Source organism: Bradyrhizobium sp. USDA 3240, assembly GCF_054063295.1.
This window is the reverse complement of record NZ_JBSSGD010000002.1, coordinates 3,641,312-3,657,917: the sequence shown is the minus strand read 5'-3', so window position 1 is coordinate 3,657,917 and position 16,606 is coordinate 3,641,312. Positions and strand designations below refer to the sequence as shown.

The following is a 16,606-nucleotide window of genomic DNA, read 5'->3' as shown; positions in this document are numbered from 1 at the left end:
CATTCGTAAGACAGAACCGCATTTCGAGCGGCAGCGGCATCTGACGAAAGTCAGGATCAGTTATGACGAAAGTCATATTCGTTTGCGGCCGCGGCCGGCCTACGCCAGAGTGGGCTGCTCGCTGAGTTGATGGGCAACGCATGATCGATCTGAGCGCGGATTTGCTTGCGGCTGCAGGAGCTGACGTCATCGGTCTCGCCGTCATCGGTGCCGACCGAAGCATGCAGCGGAAGATCGGGCGGCTGGTCGAATGGCTTCCCGCAATCGGCGTCGATTGTTGCGAATGCATGCTGCTGGTCGGCATGGAGGCTGAGTTGGCGGCGCTGGCTCGCGGCCAGCGGGACATGATCGCACTGGCCGGTGTCCGCGGTGCCTCGCCCGGCATCGCGCAGCCGATGACGGCGGTGGTGCTGTGGAATGGTGCGCAGTCGCATTACTTCGTCATCGCCATGCCGGACTTCGCGGGACGTCAGGTCGAAACGCTGCTCGGCAGCGAGCGCCGGGCCCGCCGGCTGATGGAGCAGCAGCTCGAGGCGGCGAGCGCCGAAGTGCGTTTTGCCTCGCTGGCGCGGACGCGGCTGCGGCTGGCGCGCGACCTGCACGATACGCTGGTGCATTCGATCGTGGCGCTGCTGACCCAGATCCGGCTGATCAGGCATTACCTTTCGGCCGACCCCGAGCGCGTAGCGGACAGCCTTGCAACCGCCGAAGACGCCGCAGCGAGCGGCCTCTCGCGCGCCCGCGAGGCCATCGATCGCCTGCGCACGCCCGACGATTTGAAGCTCGATCCCGATGTCGAGGGACTGCTCAGCGACTTCGCCGCGCGCAGCGGCGTCAGGGTGTCGATCCAGATCGACGAGGAGGCGCGTCCCGGCTTGCGCGATTGCGGCTTGACGGTTCAACGCATCCTCAGCGAGGCATTGCGCAATGTTCAGGCACATGCGAAGGCACGCCGTGTCTCGTTTCACGCCTTCGAAGCGCCGGCTGCGGTCGGTCGAAAGCTCGTCGTCGAGATCCGCGACGACGGCCGCGGCTTCGATCTCGCGGTGCCTACTCCCGGACATTTCGGATTGATCGGGATGGCCGAATTTGCTGAACTCGTCGGCGGAAGCTGCGCGGTGGAGAGCGCGCCCGGACAGGGTACGCTGGTCCGGATATCGCTCCCCGTGGCGGTGCCGCCGGCAGCGTCTGCCGGCCTGCTGGCCGATTGATGTCGTCGCCGCCTATTCAGCGCGTTTTCGAGCGAAGTGGATACCGGTTCGCGTTAAGAAAACGCGACCAACAGAGGACAAGAGCATGATCCGGTTCAAGCGGATCATGCTCGGGACCTTCGAGAGGATGACTGAAGCCCGTGAGCACAATTGAGAAGGTGCGGGTGCTGATCGCCGAGGATCAGACCCTGATCAGGGAAGGTATCGCCACACTGCTTGCCCAGCAGAACGACGATTTCGAGATACTTCCCGGTGCGTCCGACGGCGAGCAGGCCATCGAATTCGCACGGCGCTATCGGCCGGACGTCATCCTGATGGACCTGCAGATGCCGCGTGTCGACGGCATCGCCGCGACCCAACGGATTCTGCGCGAGTTGCCGCAGACCCATATCGTGGTGCTGACGACGTTCGAGACCAACGATCTGATCTTCGAGGCGGTCAGCGCCGGCGCCAAGGCGTATCTCCTGAAGGACGCCAGGATGGAGGAGATCGCATCGACCATCCGCGCGGTGATCAACGGCCAGTCCGGGCTGTCGCCCAGCGTCGCCGCGCGCATCCTCGACGAGTTCAAGCGGCTGCGCGGTCCGCGCGTCTCGGCAAAGCTGCCGGTTCGCGACGGGCTGACGGCGCGGGAGAATGAAATTCTCACGCTGATCGTCGAGGGCAAGAGCAATACCGAGATCGGTGAACGGCTGCATTTGGCCGAGGGCACGGTGAAGAACTATGTCAGCACCATCCTGGAGAAATGCCAGGTCAAGAACCGTACGGAACTGGCAATAAAGGCAATAACTTACTAGAAATAACTGCCCCCAACCGCACACCACGCGGTTGATCTGGCTGAGATTGCTCGCCTTTCTCTGTGCCGCGCCGACAAAATTGGCTATAGGTTTGTTTCGGATTTGCTTTTTGACATGGCAGGTCCGGATTGCGCGGCTTTGACTAAACAGGGAATGACCATGAAGGGTATCGAGCGCCAGACCAAGGATAGCGATGGACTGGCAAACGCGGCGGCCGGCAACGGCGCGGATTCGGCGGCGCCTAGCATGGCGGCGATCGATCAGGTCCGCGATCTCCTGTTCGGCGGCGCGCAACGCTCGATTGAGACCAATCTCTCGGGTCTGCGCGAGGAGATGCAGGCATCGCTAAAGCAGATGCAGGCGGACTTCAACAACGAGCTCACCGCGCTGCAGGCGCGGCTCTCCGACCTTGAACGCGATACCGAGCAGAGGCGTCTCGACTCGCTGAAGGATGTCGGTGCGGCCATCACCCAGCTCGGCGCTGCGATCAGCGGATTGGGATCCGGCCGCACGGGCAAATAGCATGGCAGCTGCTGCCGGCCAGAACCGCGAGATCGAGCAGCTCAGGACATTGCTGTTTCAGCCCGAGGCGACGCGCCTGACGTCGCTGGAGGCCGACCTCGACTCGTTGCAGCGCTATGTCGGCAATGCCGATCGCCTGGAGACGGCAACCGCCGGCATTCTGGTCGAGGCGCTGGAGCGCGCCGAGGTCAACCGGCCGCGCGAGCTCGCCACAGCGATCGCGCCGGTCGTGGTCTCCGCGATCCGCAGCGAGATCAAGAATTCGCGCGAGCAGATGATCGAGGCGCTCTATCCGATCGTCGGCCGGCTGGTCAGCGCCGCGGTTGCGAACGCGTTCCGGGAACTGGTTGCCTCGCTCGAGCAGCGCATCAATGCGCTGACCTCGGCGCAATTGTGGGTCGGGCGGGTCAAGTCGCTGGTGACGGGACGCCCGATCAGCGAGTTCGTGCTCGCCGACAGTCCGCCGCAGATCAACCGGCTCCTGATCATCGAACGCGGCAATGGCCGCCTTGTCGTCGACTGGAAGCGCGAGGCGACCGTCGATGAGCGCGCCGACCTGCTCAGCGCCATGGTCGCGGCGATCCTCGAATTTTCCGTGCAGGCGCTGGCCGGCGAAGGCAATCTGCAGACGCTCGATTTCGGCGGACGGCAGCTCGCGCTGCGCGCCTCGCCGCGCTTCATCCTGGCGGCGGAGTGCCTGGGGCCGCTACGCCCCGCCGACAATGCCAGGATCAACTCGCTGTTCTTCGATGCGATCGAGCGCATCGACCGCGGTGCGGATTGCGACGGGCCGATGCTCGCCTCGCTCGCAACGGCGATCGAGACCGACGACACGCCGCGGCGGATCGCGAGCCGGCGCGGCAAGGTGATCCTGTTCGCCGTGCTCGCCGCTGTGGCCGCGCTGTTGCTTTATTTTGCCGCGACCTCGGTGACACGCGCGCTGCTGGAGCGGCGGACCCATGCCGCGCTGGAGCAGCTCGCCGCGAAGCAGCCCTTGCTGGCGACCTTCCCGCTGCGGCTCGACTTCGATCACGGCAGCCGAAGCGTGGCCGTCTCGGGCCTCGAGCCGAGCCAGTTGGAGACCGCGCCGGTGATCGACGCGCTCGCTGTAGCCGCGGCGCCGTACAAGGTGGTCGACCGCATCGGACTGGTGCCCACGCCGGAGCAGGCGGCGGCATCGCAGGCCGGCATCGCGGGCCTGCAGCAGAGCCTGACGCGGTTGCAGGCGAGCCTCGACCAGATGCGCGAGGCGATGGGTGCGCAGGCGAAGTCGGGCGACGAGAAATATGCCGCTCTCGCCGCGCAATATGACAAGCTCGGCGAGCAGTCTGCGAAATTGGGCGAGCAAGTCACGAAGCTGCAGTCCGTCGCCGACGGTCCGGCGGCGCGGCTCGATCGCTTCATCGCCTCGACCGCGATCTTCTTCATCAACAATTCCGACGAGATCCTCGACAACGACCAGGCCGATCAGCAGCTGCGTGAACTCGCCGGGCTGCTGACGAACAATGATCTCAGGCTGCGGATCGTCGGCTACGCCGATCAGAGCGGCACCGAAGGCACCAACAAGACGCTGGGGCGCAAACGGGCGGAGCAGGTGCAGCGCAAGCTGACCGCGCTCGGGGTCGACCCGTCGCGACTGATTTTGGTGTCGCGCGCCGCGACGATGCCGATCACCGACCGGCTCGACGCCACCGTCGGCGGCAACCGCCGCGTGGCGTTCGAGACGGTCTACCGAGGCGAAGTGGCCCGCTGATGCTCACCGCAAAAGTCATGCTGCTCGGCGACATGGGGGTCGGCAAGACGTCGATCCTCTATCGGCTGATCTACAACCGGTTCGAGGGCCAGTACAAATCCACGCTGGGCGTCGAGATCCTGAGCCATGACGTAGCGCCGGCGGATGGCAGCGACCCGATGCGCCTCGTACTGTGGGACACCGACGGCGATTTCGGCACGCAGATCTTCGACACGGTCTATGTCACCGGCGCATCCGCCGCCATCATCGTGTCCGACGTCACGCGACCGCAGACCGTGACCCGCATGGTCGAGCTGGTCCGCGGTTTCGAGGAGCGCTTCCCGGGCCGGCCCTACCGGGCGCTGCTCAACAAGATCGACCTGCCGGAGGCTGCCGGCAGCGCCGGCGCGATTGCCGAACTCGCCAAGTCGAGCGTCAAGCCGGTCAGCGCCAAGACCGGCGTCGGCATTGCCGAATGCTTTGTCGATCTCGCTCAGACCATTCGCCGCCGTCAGCTCTAGCTCACATAACTCCGCGCAGGTTTGTGTCAGCCGTCCCGACTTCTCGGGGCTGGCGAATCGGGCCGGGACGGCTGACTTCATCGCACGTGGGGCGTGCGATGAAACGCGCGCGACGTGCGGTGCAGGACCGCACGATTCTCTCTCCAACTGCACCACGCCGTCCCACACTCCGATAGTGACGATGGTCATCTTCCACTCGGCCAATGGCCTGCCTATCGTTCACCCGTCACTGGAACCAGTCACGGGACCAACGGTGTCCCGGGCGCACGGAGTGAGAGAACATGAGCATTTTTGGAAGCATCATGGGTGCAATCTTCGGCCACGGTGCCCAGGCCAAAACACCTGAGACCACGACGGCTGCGCCGGGAGCATCGCCGGCAACGACGTCAACTGCCGCATCCACCGCGCCTGGCACGCCCGCCGCGCAAACGGTCGACGTCGCGGCGATCGTCGACAAGGCGGCGGCTGCCACCGGCGAGAAGCTCGACTGGCGGACCTCGATCGTCGACCTGATGAAGGCGCTCGGGCTCGACAGCAGCCTTGCTGCGCGCAAGGAGCTCGCCAAGGAGCTGCACTACACCGGCGATACCAACAACACCGCCACCATGAACGTCTGGCTGCATCAGCAGGTGATGGCCAAGCTCGCCGCCAATGGCGGCAAGCTGCCGGCCGACATCAAGACCTGATCACCGCCTTGAGCCGTGCGCTGCTTTAGCGTCGCGCACGGCTCCGAACCAGGTGTATTGCGTGAGGAGCAGTTGTGATGACCCCATCTCATCTTGCCATCCTGAACAGGCCGCGGGCCGGCGTCGTTGCCGCTTCGATCGGCGCGGGACTCGGCCTCGCGGTAGTGGCGATGGGCATCACCATCGCCGTCGCCCGCGCCGATAGTGCCAGCGAGGAGTCGCGGCCGGCGAACGCGGACGCCAATGTGCAGCGCGCGGCGCAGAACCTGCCGCCGGCGCGGGTCATCCTGCCGGCGCCATGGGAGCAGGCCGCTCCCGCGCAGCCGGTCGCAGCACCGGCAAATCCGGCAGATCACAAATAGTCTTCGCGGCTCCGTTGCGTAACGCTCGCTGCGAACGGCCCGCACACCGCCCAGCTCTGGAGCCTCGCCATGCCAGAACAGGTCAAGCTGCCCCGAAAATTGTCTCAGGAGCCCGGTGGTCCGCCGTCGCTGCGGCCGAGCCACAGGCGGGTCATCGAAGATCTCGATCGCTGGGCCAACAGCCCCGGCCTGCAACCGCCGAGCGACGGAGAGAAGCCGGGCGACGACCAGCGCCAGCGCAAGTAAGCGTGCCGCCGATGGACCTGCATCGCCGAGGATGCGAGCCGGTGGCGCCGTCTTCAATCAGTTGAACGGTACGCGCGCCCTGGCCGAGAACGTCCAGAGCCGGGCCGTGCCGCCGAGCCCGCCATACTCCGCGCCGAGGCCGAGCATCATGCCGCCCGCGAGCCTGGCGTTCAGCCCGCCGGTGACGCGGGCCGACCAACCCTCCAGCACCAGCGTCGGGTTGATCGGGATGCCGCTCACGGAAAGTGCCGCGGCGTCGTCCTTGCTGAAATAGTAGTCGCCATAGACGCCGAGATACGGCGAGACCATCGCGGCGTCGATCGTTGCCAGCGGATAGCTCAGCTTGACACCGCCGGATGCGCGGCCGGTGACGAAGTCACGCGCCGTCTGCAGCGTGCCGAGCGTGTCGACATAGGCGTTCTCATGCTCCCACAGCGTGTAGAGGCGGGCGGAGGGCTCGATCAGCAGGTTGCTCATCTTGTAACTGCCGGTCAGCCCAGTCGCGAACATCCAGCGGTCGCCGTTGAAATTGCCCTGCGCCGCTCCGGCGACGCCGTTGTAGCCGATCTGCGAGAAGGTCACGGCGGCGTCGTAGCGCAGCGCGGGTGTGATCATCCAGCCGAGATAGGCGCCCGCGGTCCAGCCGTCGCCGGTGAGCTTTCCGTTGATGTCCTGCGCCGTGTAGTTGAACGTCTCATAGCCGGCGACGGCGCCGACCAGGAGGTTGGGCAGCGCCCGGTAGGTCAGTCCCATCAGGGCATTGAGCTGGCTGCCGTAGATCGATGAACCCGTTGTGCCGACACCAGGCGCGGTCGGCGACGACCAGCGGTCGATGCCGCTGCCCCTGACGTCGATCCAGAACAGCCAATCGCGCGGTTCACGATTGATCGTCGTCTGGGTTTTGGGCGCCGCCTTGATCGGCATCTGCTGGTCGATCGCCGCAAACGCATTGTCGATTCGCGAACTGTTGCCGCTGCGTCCGGGCGCGCTGAAAGTGCGATCCGAGGCGTAGGCACCACGATTCCCGGTGTCCGTCTGCGTCACGCCGTCTGACGGATCGGCCGCGAAGTTGAAGTGCATGCCGGCGCCGCCTGGTGTCATGAAGCTACCGCCTTCGCTGAACCCTTCCGAGATCGCGTTGTCGATCGCGCCCGAGATCGCCTGGCCGGAGTTCTGCGCCACCAGCTTGGTGATGTCGATCTGCAATGCCCGCAGCTTTACGCTGTCGGTCGGGACATTCACGCTCTGCGCCAGCGCGGGCGAGGTGCTGGCATTGAATGCGCCGCTGCCGGCATAGCTCGCCGTGATGGTGTGGCTGCCGATCTTGAGCGTCGCGATGGAGAAGCTCGCCGTGCCTGCCGCGAGCGTCGCGGTGCCGATCGGCGATCCATTGTCGCTGAAGGTTACTGTGCCGGTCGGCGTTCCTCCTGGGGCGGTGACGTTCGCCGTGAAGGTCACCGATTGGCCAAGACTGCTCGGATTCTGCGACGAGGTCAGCGCGGTCTGGGTCGTCGTGGTGGCTGCAAAGGTGAAGCGGTCCGCCGCTGATGTCGCTGATGTCCCGACTGCCGTCGTCACCGTGATATCCACCGTTCCCGTTCCCGCCGGCGAGGTCGCCGTGATCTGGGTGCTGGAATTGACGGTGAAGCCGGTTGCAGGGGTTGCGCCGAACGTTACGACCGTCGCAGCGGTCAAGCCTGTGCCTGTTATGATGACCGTCGTTCCACCGCTGGTCGGGCCTGTGGTCGGTGAAATCGACGTCACCGTCGGCGCGGACGCCACGTAGGTGTACCGATCCACGGGAGACGCGAATGACGTCCCGGACGGGTTGGTCACCGTGATATCGACTGTGCCGGTCCCGGCCGGCGCGACCGCGGTGATCCGCTCGCTCGAATTGATGACGAAGCTCGTTGCGTTGACGGCGCCGAAGCGCACCGCGGTGGCCGTGCTGAAGCTGCCGCCCGCGATGGTGACGCTGGTGCCGCCCGCGGCGGGACCTGATGTCGGGGAGATCGAGGCTATCACCGGTGCCTGCGCGCTGGCCGCGGCGACCGAGCCGAACAGCGCGGCGGCGATCACGACGAGACGCCATCCGGCGCGTCGCACGATCGCCATCGACGGCAGTCTGTTGTGAAGCTCGGACGCAAGACGCGGGGCGGCCAAGCGGAAGCGAGTCCGCGCAAGGTTTGCAATCGGCAACAAAGGTAACCCCCGTCGCGCCGGTCCGCAGCAGGCGGCGCACATCTAAAAAATACGGGATTGTTGTAGTACGCGGCTCGGCAGGCGCGTCGCGGAATCTCCGCGTGCATCTGCTTTTGTGTCGCGCCGTTGCCGGGCCGCTACGTCATTGCACAATCTGAGAAGGCGTTGGCGCGCGCCATGGTTGCGATCTGGCGATCGCGCGGCGGGCTCTTCTCATTCAGCGCAGGCAAAGCAGATGATGGTCAGGGCCGCAGGGCCGTCGCGATCAGTGCGGTCGAGGGAATCGCGAAGGTGTCTCCGACCCGCCCGCGCTCGATCTCGGCGCGGAAGGCGCGCGCGACCGCCGCGCTCTGGTCCGCATCGAGCCCGCTCCAATGCGGCATGAACGCGAACAGTTTGTCGACGTCGGCGGGATTGGCGACATTGAGTTTGAAGTCGTGGGTGATCTCGGCGACGACAGGATCGGAGAAGCCGGCCGCGATGACCGCAGCGCTGAGGCGGCCGGGATCGGCGAGCTCCGCGAGGCCGGTGCACGGCATCGGCGTGACGTTGTCGGGATAGAGCCGCCGGATGATCTGCGAGAGCAAGAGATACACGGCGGCGCCGTCGGCGCTTTTCCAGACCGCAATCGTCGCCGATCCGCCTGACCGCGTCACCCGCGCCATCTCGCGCAGTCCGGCGCGCCAGTCGGGAAACAGCATCACGCCGAATACAGACACCGCCGCATCGAAGGCGGCATCCGGTAGATCGAGCGCCTGGCCGTCCATCTGCCGCGCCTCGATATTCGCCACATCATGCGCGCGGACCCGTGCCACCATGCCGGCCGAGAAGTCGATCGCGGTGACGTCGGCGCCCCTGCGCGCGGCGGCCAGCGCCGCAGCCCCCGTACCGGTGGCGACGTCGAGCACCTTCGACGACGCGCCGATCGGGAGCAGCGCGACCGCGGCCTCGGCGAAGTGTGTCGTGAACGGCTGCGACTGCGCCTCGTAGGTCGCGACCATCTTGTCCCAATGCGCGGGATCGTTGAACGGAAGCGGCTTCGCCTGGTCACTTGGCTGCATGAATCTGGTCCTCGAGACTTTGTTTGTGTTTGGCGAGGCGGCGCTTGAAATCCTTCGCGAGCGCTTCGAGCGTCACCGCGCCGAGACGCTTCAGGAAGATCGCCTCTACCTCGCGAAACGTGCCTGACAGCGCGTCGTTGACGGCCTGTTCGACCAGGCAGCCGGGATTTTCCGAGCGATGGCCCATCGCGACGATCGTGGGCGCGCCGACCGCGCGATAGATGTCGGCGAGCGTGATGTCGGCGGGATCGCGCGCAAGCGTCCAGCCGCCGCCATGGCCCTTCTCGGAGCGGACCAGGCCCTGCTCGCGCAGGCCCGCCATCACGCGGCGGACGACCACCGGGTTGGTGGCCATCGCCTGCGCAAGTTGCTCCGACGTGACCGGTTCGCCCGCTCCGATCATGTGGAGCAGGCCGTGCAGGACACCAGATAGACGGCTATCGCGTATCATGTAACTTCATATGTTACATGATGGGGTGGACGTCAAGAGGGCGATAGCGGACGCTGAACTTCGCGTGCCGGATTTGGCCGGGCCGCCCGTTTAATCCCCATTGGGGTCTTGAGAGGCGGGGGCGGTATCGTGGGCAGTGTGGCGGTTGATCGGATGTTGCTGGATGCGGTGGCGCATTATGGCGCGGGCCGCGCGATGGAGGCCGGCACGTTGTGCGGCGACATCCTCACATCAGATCCCGATCATATTCCGGCGCTGCATCTGTCCGCCGTCATCGCCTTCGTGACCGATCGCGCCGCGGAAGGCGCGGTGCTGCTGAACCGGGTGTTCAGCCTTGATCCGCATCACGGACCGGCGTTCGCCACGCTCGGCGATGCGCTCGCCGTGAAGGGCGAGCACGAGGGTGCGGTGGCGGCGTTCCAGCGCGGCGTCACACTGCTGCCAAAGGATGCTGGCCTGCACATCAAGCTCGGCGTCGCGCTGTGCGAGCTGTCGCGCTTCGACGAGGCCGAGGCGGCGTTTCGCCGCGCGATCGCCCTCGATGGCGGCCTGACGCGGGCGCGGTTCAACCTCGCCGTTGCGCTGGCCGGACAGCAGCGGCCGGTCGAGGCCGAGCAGGCCTATCGCGAGGTGATCGCGCGCGATCCGGCCTATCGCGGGGTTTGGCTCAACCTCGGCAATGCGTTGACCGATCAGAAGAAGCATGACGCCGCCGCCACCGCCTATCGCCGCGGGCTCGGCGCGGATCCCGATCATCCCGGCCTGCATAGCGGCCTCGGAGCGGCCCTCTACCGGCTGGGCCGGCTGGAGGACGCAGTCCTGCACTATCGCCGCGCGATCGCGCTCGAGCCCGACAATTTCGCGCCGCGGCGCCTGCTCGCCATGGTGCTGCACGAGCTGGGCGAGCGCGAGGAGGCGGTCCGCATCTATCGGCAGGTCTCGGCCCGCGATCCGTCCGATCACGTCATCCTCAACAATCTCGGCGCCTGCCTGTTCGAGCTCGGACAGGTCGACGACGCCATCGCCTGCGCCGAACTGGCGCTCGCGCTCAAGCCGGACTATGCCGCCGCGCACACCAATCTTGGAATCATCTTCGAGGCACAGAATCTGGTCGAGGCGGCGGTCGCCGCGCATCGGCGGGCCATCGAGCTCGAACCCAATTACGCCAAGGGCCACGCCAATCTTGCGGTCGCGCTGCGCAATGCCGGCGAGATCGATGCGGCGCTGGTGGCCTCGCGCCGCGCCATCGCGCTCGATCCCGAACAGCCGCTGGCGCATTACAACCACGCGCATTTCCTCTTGATGAACGGCGAGTTCGAGGAGGGTTTTGAGGAGTATCAGTGGCGCCGCAAGACCAAGATGCTCAGCGAAGGCGATCCGGTGTTCGACGAGCCGGAATGGCAGGGCGAGCCGCTGGCGGGACGCACGCTGCTGCTGTTTGCCGAATACGGGCTCGGCGACGCCATCAATTTCGTCCGCTATGTGCCGATGCTGGCGGGCAGAGGCGGCCGGATCATTCTGCAGGTGCAGCCGGCGTTGGTCTCGCTGCTGCGGCCGATGCTGCCCGATGTCGCGGTGTTCGCGCGCGGCGAGCCGTTGCCGCCGTTCGACCTGCAACTGCCGCTGCTGAGCCTGCCGCGGATTTTCCGCACCACCGTCGACACCATCCCTGCCGCCGTGTCCTATCTCCAGGCCGACGTCATCAAGCTCGCGCGCTGGCGCGAGGCGCTCGCAGGCCCGTCCGCGCTGAAGGTCGGCGTGGTCTGGGCCGGCAATGCCAGGCACAAGGGCGACCGCCAGCGTTCGCTGCCGGCGGATGCCGTGCTGCCGCGGCTGGTCACATCAGGCGTGCAGCTCTACAGCCTGCAGAAGGAGCCGCGGCCGGACGATGCCCCGGTGCTGCGGCGTCTCGGTGCTGAAATTGTTGATCTTGCGCCGACGCTCGGCGATTTCGCCGACACCGCCGCGGCCGTCTGCGCGCTCGATCTCGTCATCGCCGTCGACACCTCGGTGGCGCATCTCGCCGGCGCGCTTGGCCGCCCGGTCTGGATGCTGTGCCCCTATGCGCTCGACTGGCGCTGGCTGCGCGACCGCGCCGACACGCCCTGGTATCCGACCATGCGGCTGTTCCGCCAGGACAGACCGCAGGCCTGGGAGGGCGTGCTGACCCGGATGTCCGACGAGCTTGCGCGGGTCGCGCGAGGGGAGCGGGACCTGCTGCTGCCGCAGGCGTCCCGCGGCTGACGACCAGCCGAGCCCTCCGGTCAGTCACGTTGCGCTCATTCCCTGCGCGCCGCCCAGCAGCTTGGCGTTGAGCCGGCCGCCGTCGAACAGCATTTCACCGACCGCGCCGTCGAGGTCGGAGGTTGTGACCTCTCCGCCGCCGTCGCGGATGATGCTGGCCTGGGCGAGACGGCGCATCAGCTCCTTGATGAAGGCGGCGCTGACGCCTTCGGTGCGTCGCACGGCCTCGTCGATGACAGGCTGTTCGAGCGGCAGGCCCTTGCCGTAGAGCCGGACCAGCTTGCCGCGGCCGGTCTCGTCGGGCAGCGGCACTTCGATCGCCTGGTCGATGCGGCCCGGCCGGCCGGCCAGCGCGCCCTCGAGCTCTTCGGGGCGGTTGGTGGTCAGCAGGAACAGGATGTCGCAATCCTCCTTCAGGCCGTCCATCTCGTTGAGCAGCTTGTTGAGCAGGGATTCCTCGCACGGTCCGCCCATATCCTCGCGGTCGCGCGCGATCAGGTCGACATCCTCGATCACGACCATGGCCGGCTGCAGCAGGCGGGCGAGGTTCATATAGGCGCCGAGCAGGCCGACCTGTTCGGCCGTGATGATCAGCGTGGTGTGATCCGGGAGGTTGGTGGCGAGATAGCGAATGGTGTGGGTCTTGCCGGTGCCGGGCGGGCCATACAGCAGGATGCCCTTGCGGGTCGACTGGCCGAGCTTGCGCAGCAGATCGCGGCTTTCGACAAAGCCGAGCACATTGCGGTCGAGCAGCCGCAGTGTCCGTTCCGGCAGGATCACGTCATCGCGGGCAACCGTCGGCAGCCGATGCACGGTCACGCCGCGCGAACGGCCGCGATAGTCCGAACCACCCTCGAGCGAGAGTATTTTGCCGCGGTAGGATCGCGCGGCGTGGACAGCGGCTTCCAGCGCGGCAAAGGTCGGCTGTACGAAGGCATCGCCGGCCGTGCCTGCCGGCAATGCGATCTCGATCCGAACAGCGGGTTCGCGGTCATATTCACGATGATAGGTCAGCAGCACGGCGTAGCGTAACGTGCCGGACCGGCACAGCCACAAACCGTTGACGAGACATTTCACCGGCTCGGGCTCGCCGATATCGACGTCCTGGTACTGGGGAGGTGCGATCGCCGGCGCATTGCGGCTGTCTTTCATTAGGGACGCAAATCCAATCGTCTCGTAGCGATATTCCTCATGGATTCCGAAGAAGTGAATCGGGTCCGTGAGCAGCTTGTCGATCGCGACCTGAACGTCGGCACGCATGTGGCCTGGAAACTGGCGTGCCCGCGTCACGATCAGGTTGCGCGGCACGCCGGCGAAATGCCAGTCGAGCGCTACAAAGGCGTATCGAAACTCGTGGCTCGGCAATTCTTCCGAGCTGCGACGCGCGGCGAGCAGGCAGTCCCTGCACAGTGAGGCCGTCGTACCGGAGAGAATGATCTCCGTCACGGCTTTCGGGGCTTCGCAAAGATCGCAGGGGCGGCTGGCGTCGGCGGACTCGCTCGTGATCATCAACGGGTGGCCGTTGGAGCGGATCAGCCACTTGGCGCTGTTGAACATTGCCCGCGCGACGGCGCCCGGATAGGGGCCGCATGGAACAGCGCCCCTTGCCTCGATCAAGGCAGCGGTCGCGACGGCTTCCTGCTGGGATTTCCCGAATACCGTGCGCAGCAGGTCCTGCACGAACTCCAGCGGCGTCTCACCGTCGTCGTGAATGAAGAGCTGGACCGGACCGTCATCGGCAAAGACGTCGTGCATGGTCACCTCGAAACGCAACGGGAAACAGAAAGAACAAAAGAAGAACATCATGGTGACGGCTGTGCGTCAAGCGAAAGATTGTCCGGCTTCAGCCCTGGCGTGTGGCGCGCCGATCGGCCGGCTCGGCCTGCCGCGCCCGCCATGGGTAAACGCCGCTCAACACCTGTGACGATTGTGTTGCGGCAAATGCCAAGAGATGGTCGTCGCAGCAGCAAACTTCCGACACATCATCAAGGCGAAAAGGGGCGATCCGACATGGCGCGAGCGCGAGAGCAGTTTCCTCCCGGGGATCTGCGGTCGCGCAATTATTTTAATAAGAGGCCCTCGTGTCGCACAAACTTCGCTTTGCGATCCTTCTCGTCCTCACCCTGTTGGTCTCGCCCGCGCTGGCGCAGCACGCTGCCAAGCCGGCGCCGCCGCAACCCAGTACCAACGACGCATTGACGCCCGAGCAGGCGAAGCGCGCGCTCGAGACGCTGCAGGACGACAAGAAGCGCGGCGAGATCATCAACACTCTGCGCGCCATCGCTAACGCCTCGCCGCAGGCCGCGCAACCTGCGCCAGCGGCCGAGCCGCCTGCACCCGCGTCGCAGTCACCGATCCCGCTCAACGCGGACAGCCTCGGTGCGCAGCTTCTGCTGATGGTCTCGGAGCAGGTCGGCGAGATGTCGCGCGAGGTCGCCGACGTCGCGCGCACGCTGACGCACTTTCCGGCGTTCTATTACTGGTTCGTGCGCACTGCCAACGATCCTGCCGCCTATGGCCTGCTGATCGACATCGCCTGGAAGCTGGCGCTGGTGCTCGGCTGCGCGTTGGCGGCCGAATGGGTGGTGTTCCGCCTGATCAAGCGGCCGGTCGCGTTCCTCGAAGCGCGGCTGCCGCAGACCGCGCGCGTGCCGGTGCAGGCGCTCGCCAGCGCCGATCCGCCGTCGTCGGTTGCCGACGTCACGCCGGAGGGCGATCTGCATCGCCGTCGGCTCAGCCTGGCGCGGGCCTGGCAGTCGCTGGTCCGGCTGCCTTTCGTGCTCGGCCGCCTGCTGCTCGAATTGCTGCCGGTGGTGGTATTCGGCGGCATCGCCACTGCGCTGCTCGGCACCGAGATCGGTGATCAGTCGACCACGCGGCTCGTGATCCTCGCCGTCGTCAACGCCTATGTGTTCTCGCGCGTGCTGATCTGCGCGGTGCGCGCGCTGGCAGGGCCGTTCGGCCTGTTCCGCGTCCGGGCCGAGACCGCGGCCTATATCGAGATCTGGGCGCGGCGCATCGTCGCGGTCGGCGTCTCCGGTATCGCCTTTGCCAATGTCGCGCTGCTGCTCGGGCTGCATCGCGCCGGTTATGCCGCGCTGCTCCGGCTCGTGATGCTGGTGGTGCACCTCTTCGTCGTCGTCATCATCCTGCAGTGCCGCCGCCAGGTCGCCGACGTCATCCGCGCGCCGGCCGATCGCACCGGCCTTGCGGCGCGGGCGCGCAATCGTCTTGCTTCGCTGTGGCATGTGCTGGCGATCGCGCTCGATCTCGCGCTGTGGGCGGTGTGGGCGCTCAACATCCGCAACGGCTATTCGCTGCTGCTGCAGTATTTCGTCGGCACCGTCGCGGTGCTGCTGGTCACCCGGCTCGTCACCATGGTGGTGCTGAGCCTGATCGATCGCGGCTTCCGGATCAGCCCGGACCTGATGCAGCGCTTCCCGGGGCTCGAGACCCGCGCCAATCGCTATCTGCCGCTGCTGCGCAAGGTGGTCACGGCGGTGATCGCCGTGATCGGCTTCGTAGCGTTGCTCGAGGTGTGGGGCGTCGATGCCATCGTCTGGTTCTATGGTGGCCAGATCGGCTCTCGCCTGATCTCGGCGCTGGTGACGATCGGCGTCGCCGCGCTCGCTGCGGCGGTGATCTGGGAGGTCGCCAATGCGCTGATGGACCGGCAGATCGACACGCTGTCGCGCGATGGGCATTTCGCCCGCGCCGCGCGCCTGCGCACCTTCCAGCCGATGCTGCGCACCGCTTTGTTATGCATGATCGTCGCGGTGGTCGGGCTCACCGCGCTCAGCGAGATCGGCGTCAATGTCGCGCCGCTGCTCGCAGGTGCCGGCATCGTCGGCATCGCGATCGGCTTCGGTTCGCAGAAGCTGGTGCAGGACCTGATCACCGGGCTGTTCCTGCTGCTCGAGAACACCGTGCAGGTCGGCGACACCGTCACGGTGTCGGGCCTCTCGGGCGTGGTCGAGAACGTCTCGATCCGCACCATGCGGCTGCGCGCCGGCGACGGCTCGGTGCATATCGTGCCGTTCAGTGCGGTGACGACGATCACCAATGCCAGCCGCGGCGCCGGCAATGCCGCGGTCAGCGTCAACGTGTCCTACAAGGAGGACACCGATCGCGCCGGCGAGGTGCTGAAGGACATCGTCGCCGGGATGCGCCAGGAAACGGCGTATCGCGCGCTGATCCGCGGCGATCTCGAATTGTGGGGCGTCGACAAGGTCGACGGCTCGGTCGTGACCATCGTCGGCCAGATCCGCTGCACCGACGGCGGCCGCTGGTCGGTGCAGCGCGAGTTCAACCGCCGCATGAAGCGCCGCTTCCAGGAGGAGGGCATCGAGATCGCCTCGATGGGCCAGACCATCCTGATGCAGCTTCCCGCGCCGTCGGAGCCGGATGCCAACAAGCTGCCGCGCCGCGCGGCGGGCTGATTTGCCGCTCCGCTTCGCCTCGCCCCGCCTGTGGGAAGAGGTCGAATTCGAGCGAAGCTCGAATTCGGGTGAGGGGGAGTCTCCGCGAGAGTATCTGTTTCCGTATGTGCGGAGGCAGCCCCTCACCCCAAC

15 protein-coding genes are annotated in these 16,606 nt (G+C 66.3%); 11 read left to right on the top strand and 4 right to left on the bottom strand.

What is annotated here, in order from left to right; translation table 11 throughout:
* The first annotated feature begins 140 nt into the window (after positions 1 to 140).
* The 8 genes from ACVIGA_RS17995 (at position 141) to ACVIGA_RS17960 (ending at position 6,077) form a co-directional block, all read left to right on the top strand.
* The gene (locus ACVIGA_RS17995) at positions 141 to 1,211 is read left to right on the top strand and encodes a sensor histidine kinase (RefSeq protein ID WP_456667395.1); all 1,071 of its coding nucleotides are present in this window, start codon (positions 141 to 143) and stop codon (positions 1,209 to 1,211) included.
* A gap of 140 nt (positions 1,212 to 1,351) precedes the next feature.
* The gene (locus ACVIGA_RS17990; RefSeq protein WP_456667394.1) at positions 1,352 to 2,008 is read left to right on the top strand and encodes a response regulator transcription factor; all 657 of its coding nucleotides are present in this window, start codon (positions 1,352 to 1,354) and stop codon (positions 2,006 to 2,008) included.
* 159 nt (positions 2,009 to 2,167) lie between these two features.
* The gene (locus tag ACVIGA_RS17985; protein ID WP_456667393.1) at positions 2,168 to 2,530 is read left to right on the top strand and encodes a hypothetical protein; all 363 of its coding nucleotides are present in this window, start codon (positions 2,168 to 2,170) and stop codon (positions 2,528 to 2,530) included.
* 1 nt (position 2,531) lies between these two features.
* Positions 2,532 to 4,283, top strand: a complete 1,752-nt coding sequence (locus tag ACVIGA_RS17980; RefSeq protein WP_456667392.1) for an OmpA family protein — start codon at positions 2,532 to 2,534, stop codon at positions 4,281 to 4,283.
* Positions 4,283 to 4,783 carry a Rab family GTPase gene (locus tag ACVIGA_RS17975; protein ID WP_456667391.1) on the top strand — a complete coding sequence of 167 codons (501 nt, stop codon included), beginning with the start codon at positions 4,283 to 4,285 and terminating at the stop codon, positions 4,781 to 4,783. Before ACVIGA_RS17980 ends, ACVIGA_RS17975 begins: the two co-directional genes overlap by 1 nt.
* Positions 4,784 to 5,064: 281 nt before the next feature.
* Complete coding sequence (locus ACVIGA_RS17970) at positions 5,065 to 5,469, top strand: DUF3597 domain-containing protein (RefSeq protein WP_223974816.1); 405 nt, start codon at positions 5,065 to 5,067, stop codon at positions 5,467 to 5,469.
* 77 nt (positions 5,470 to 5,546) lie between these two features.
* Positions 5,547 to 5,831, top strand: a complete 285-nt coding sequence (locus tag ACVIGA_RS17965) for a hypothetical protein (protein ID WP_456667390.1) — start codon at positions 5,547 to 5,549, stop codon at positions 5,829 to 5,831.
* A gap of 69 nt (positions 5,832 to 5,900) precedes the next feature.
* Positions 5,901 to 6,077, top strand: a complete 177-nt coding sequence (locus tag ACVIGA_RS17960) for a hypothetical protein (protein WP_456667389.1) — start codon at positions 5,901 to 5,903, stop codon at positions 6,075 to 6,077.
* A gap of 57 nt (positions 6,078 to 6,134) precedes the next feature.
* Here ACVIGA_RS17960 and ACVIGA_RS17955 read toward each other — a convergent pair whose 3' ends face one another.
* The 3 genes from ACVIGA_RS17955 to ACVIGA_RS17945 form a co-directional block, all read right to left on the bottom strand.
* Positions 6,135 to 8,192, bottom strand: a complete 2,058-nt coding sequence (locus ACVIGA_RS17955) for an IPT/TIG domain-containing protein (RefSeq protein ID WP_456667388.1) — start codon at positions 8,190 to 8,192, stop codon at positions 6,135 to 6,137.
* 329 nt (positions 8,193 to 8,521) lie between these two features.
* A complete protein-coding gene (locus tag ACVIGA_RS17950; protein WP_456667387.1) occupies positions 8,522 to 9,340 on the bottom strand; it encodes a class I SAM-dependent methyltransferase in 819 nt (272 codons plus the stop codon).
* On the bottom strand, positions 9,327 to 9,791 hold the full coding sequence (locus tag ACVIGA_RS17945) for an Rrf2 family transcriptional regulator (RefSeq protein WP_456667386.1): 465 nt from the start codon (positions 9,789 to 9,791) through the stop codon (positions 9,327 to 9,329). The genes ACVIGA_RS17950 and ACVIGA_RS17945 overlap by 14 nt, the downstream gene beginning before the upstream one ends.
* Before the next feature lie 153 nt (positions 9,792 to 9,944).
* Between ACVIGA_RS17945 and ACVIGA_RS17940 the strand changes: the two genes are divergently transcribed.
* Positions 9,945 to 12,035, top strand: a complete 2,091-nt coding sequence (locus ACVIGA_RS17940; protein ID WP_456667385.1) for a tetratricopeptide repeat protein — start codon at positions 9,945 to 9,947, stop codon at positions 12,033 to 12,035.
* A 24-nt stretch (positions 12,036 to 12,059) separates the two neighbouring features.
* Here the strand turns inward: ACVIGA_RS17940 and ACVIGA_RS17935 are convergent, their stop codons facing one another.
* Positions 12,060 to 13,790 (bottom strand): ATP-dependent Clp protease adaptor ClpS, encoded by a 1,731-nt coding sequence (locus ACVIGA_RS17935; RefSeq protein ID WP_456667384.1) that lies wholly within the window; start codon positions 13,788 to 13,790, stop codon positions 12,060 to 12,062.
* On the opposite strand from ACVIGA_RS17935, the gene ACVIGA_RS17930 reads away from it, so the two are divergent.
* Both ACVIGA_RS17930 and ACVIGA_RS17925 read left to right on the top strand, forming a co-directional pair.
* Positions 13,789 to 13,959, top strand: coding sequence for a hypothetical protein (locus ACVIGA_RS17930; RefSeq protein WP_456667383.1), 171 nt, complete (start codon positions 13,789 to 13,791; stop codon positions 13,957 to 13,959). The two genes, ACVIGA_RS17935 and ACVIGA_RS17930, sit on opposite strands and share 2 nt — an antisense overlap.
* A gap of 157 nt (positions 13,960 to 14,116) precedes the next feature.
* Positions 14,117 to 16,474, top strand: coding sequence for a mechanosensitive ion channel family protein (locus ACVIGA_RS17925; RefSeq protein ID WP_456667382.1), 2,358 nt, complete (start codon positions 14,117 to 14,119; stop codon positions 16,472 to 16,474).
* Positions 16,475 to 16,606: the final 132 nt, after the last annotated feature.

Coding starts and splice junctions, on each gene's coding strand:
- ACVIGA_RS17995 (WP_456667395.1), top strand. CDS start 141: ATGATCGATCTGAGCGCGGATTTGCTTGCGGCTGCAGGAGCTGACGTC.
- ACVIGA_RS17985 (WP_456667393.1), top strand. CDS start 2,168: ATGAAGGGTATCGAGCGCCAGACCAAGGATAGCGATGGACTGGCAAAC.
- ACVIGA_RS17980 (WP_456667392.1), top strand. CDS start 2,532: ATGGCAGCTGCTGCCGGCCAGAACCGCGAGATCGAGCAGCTCAGGACA.
- ACVIGA_RS17975 (WP_456667391.1), top strand. CDS start 4,283: ATGCTCACCGCAAAAGTCATGCTGCTCGGCGACATGGGGGTCGGCAAG.
- ACVIGA_RS17970 (WP_223974816.1), top strand. CDS start 5,065: ATGAGCATTTTTGGAAGCATCATGGGTGCAATCTTCGGCCACGGTGCC.
- ACVIGA_RS17965 (WP_456667390.1), top strand. CDS start 5,547: ATGACCCCATCTCATCTTGCCATCCTGAACAGGCCGCGGGCCGGCGTC.
- ACVIGA_RS17960 (WP_456667389.1), top strand. CDS start 5,901: ATGCCAGAACAGGTCAAGCTGCCCCGAAAATTGTCTCAGGAGCCCGGT.
- ACVIGA_RS17955 (WP_456667388.1), bottom strand. CDS start 8,192: ATGGCGATCGTGCGACGCGCCGGATGGCGTCTCGTCGTGATCGCCGCC.
- ACVIGA_RS17950 (WP_456667387.1), bottom strand. CDS start 9,340: ATGCAGCCAAGTGACCAGGCGAAGCCGCTTCCGTTCAACGATCCCGCG.
- ACVIGA_RS17945 (WP_456667386.1), bottom strand. CDS start 9,791: ATGATACGCGATAGCCGTCTATCTGGTGTCCTGCACGGCCTGCTCCAC.
- ACVIGA_RS17940 (WP_456667385.1), top strand. CDS start 9,945: ATGTTGCTGGATGCGGTGGCGCATTATGGCGCGGGCCGCGCGATGGAG.
- ACVIGA_RS17930 (WP_456667383.1), top strand. CDS start 13,789: ATGGTCACCTCGAAACGCAACGGGAAACAGAAAGAACAAAAGAAGAAC.
- ACVIGA_RS17935 (WP_456667384.1), bottom strand. CDS start 13,790: ATGCACGACGTCTTTGCCGATGACGGTCCGGTCCAGCTCTTCATTCAC.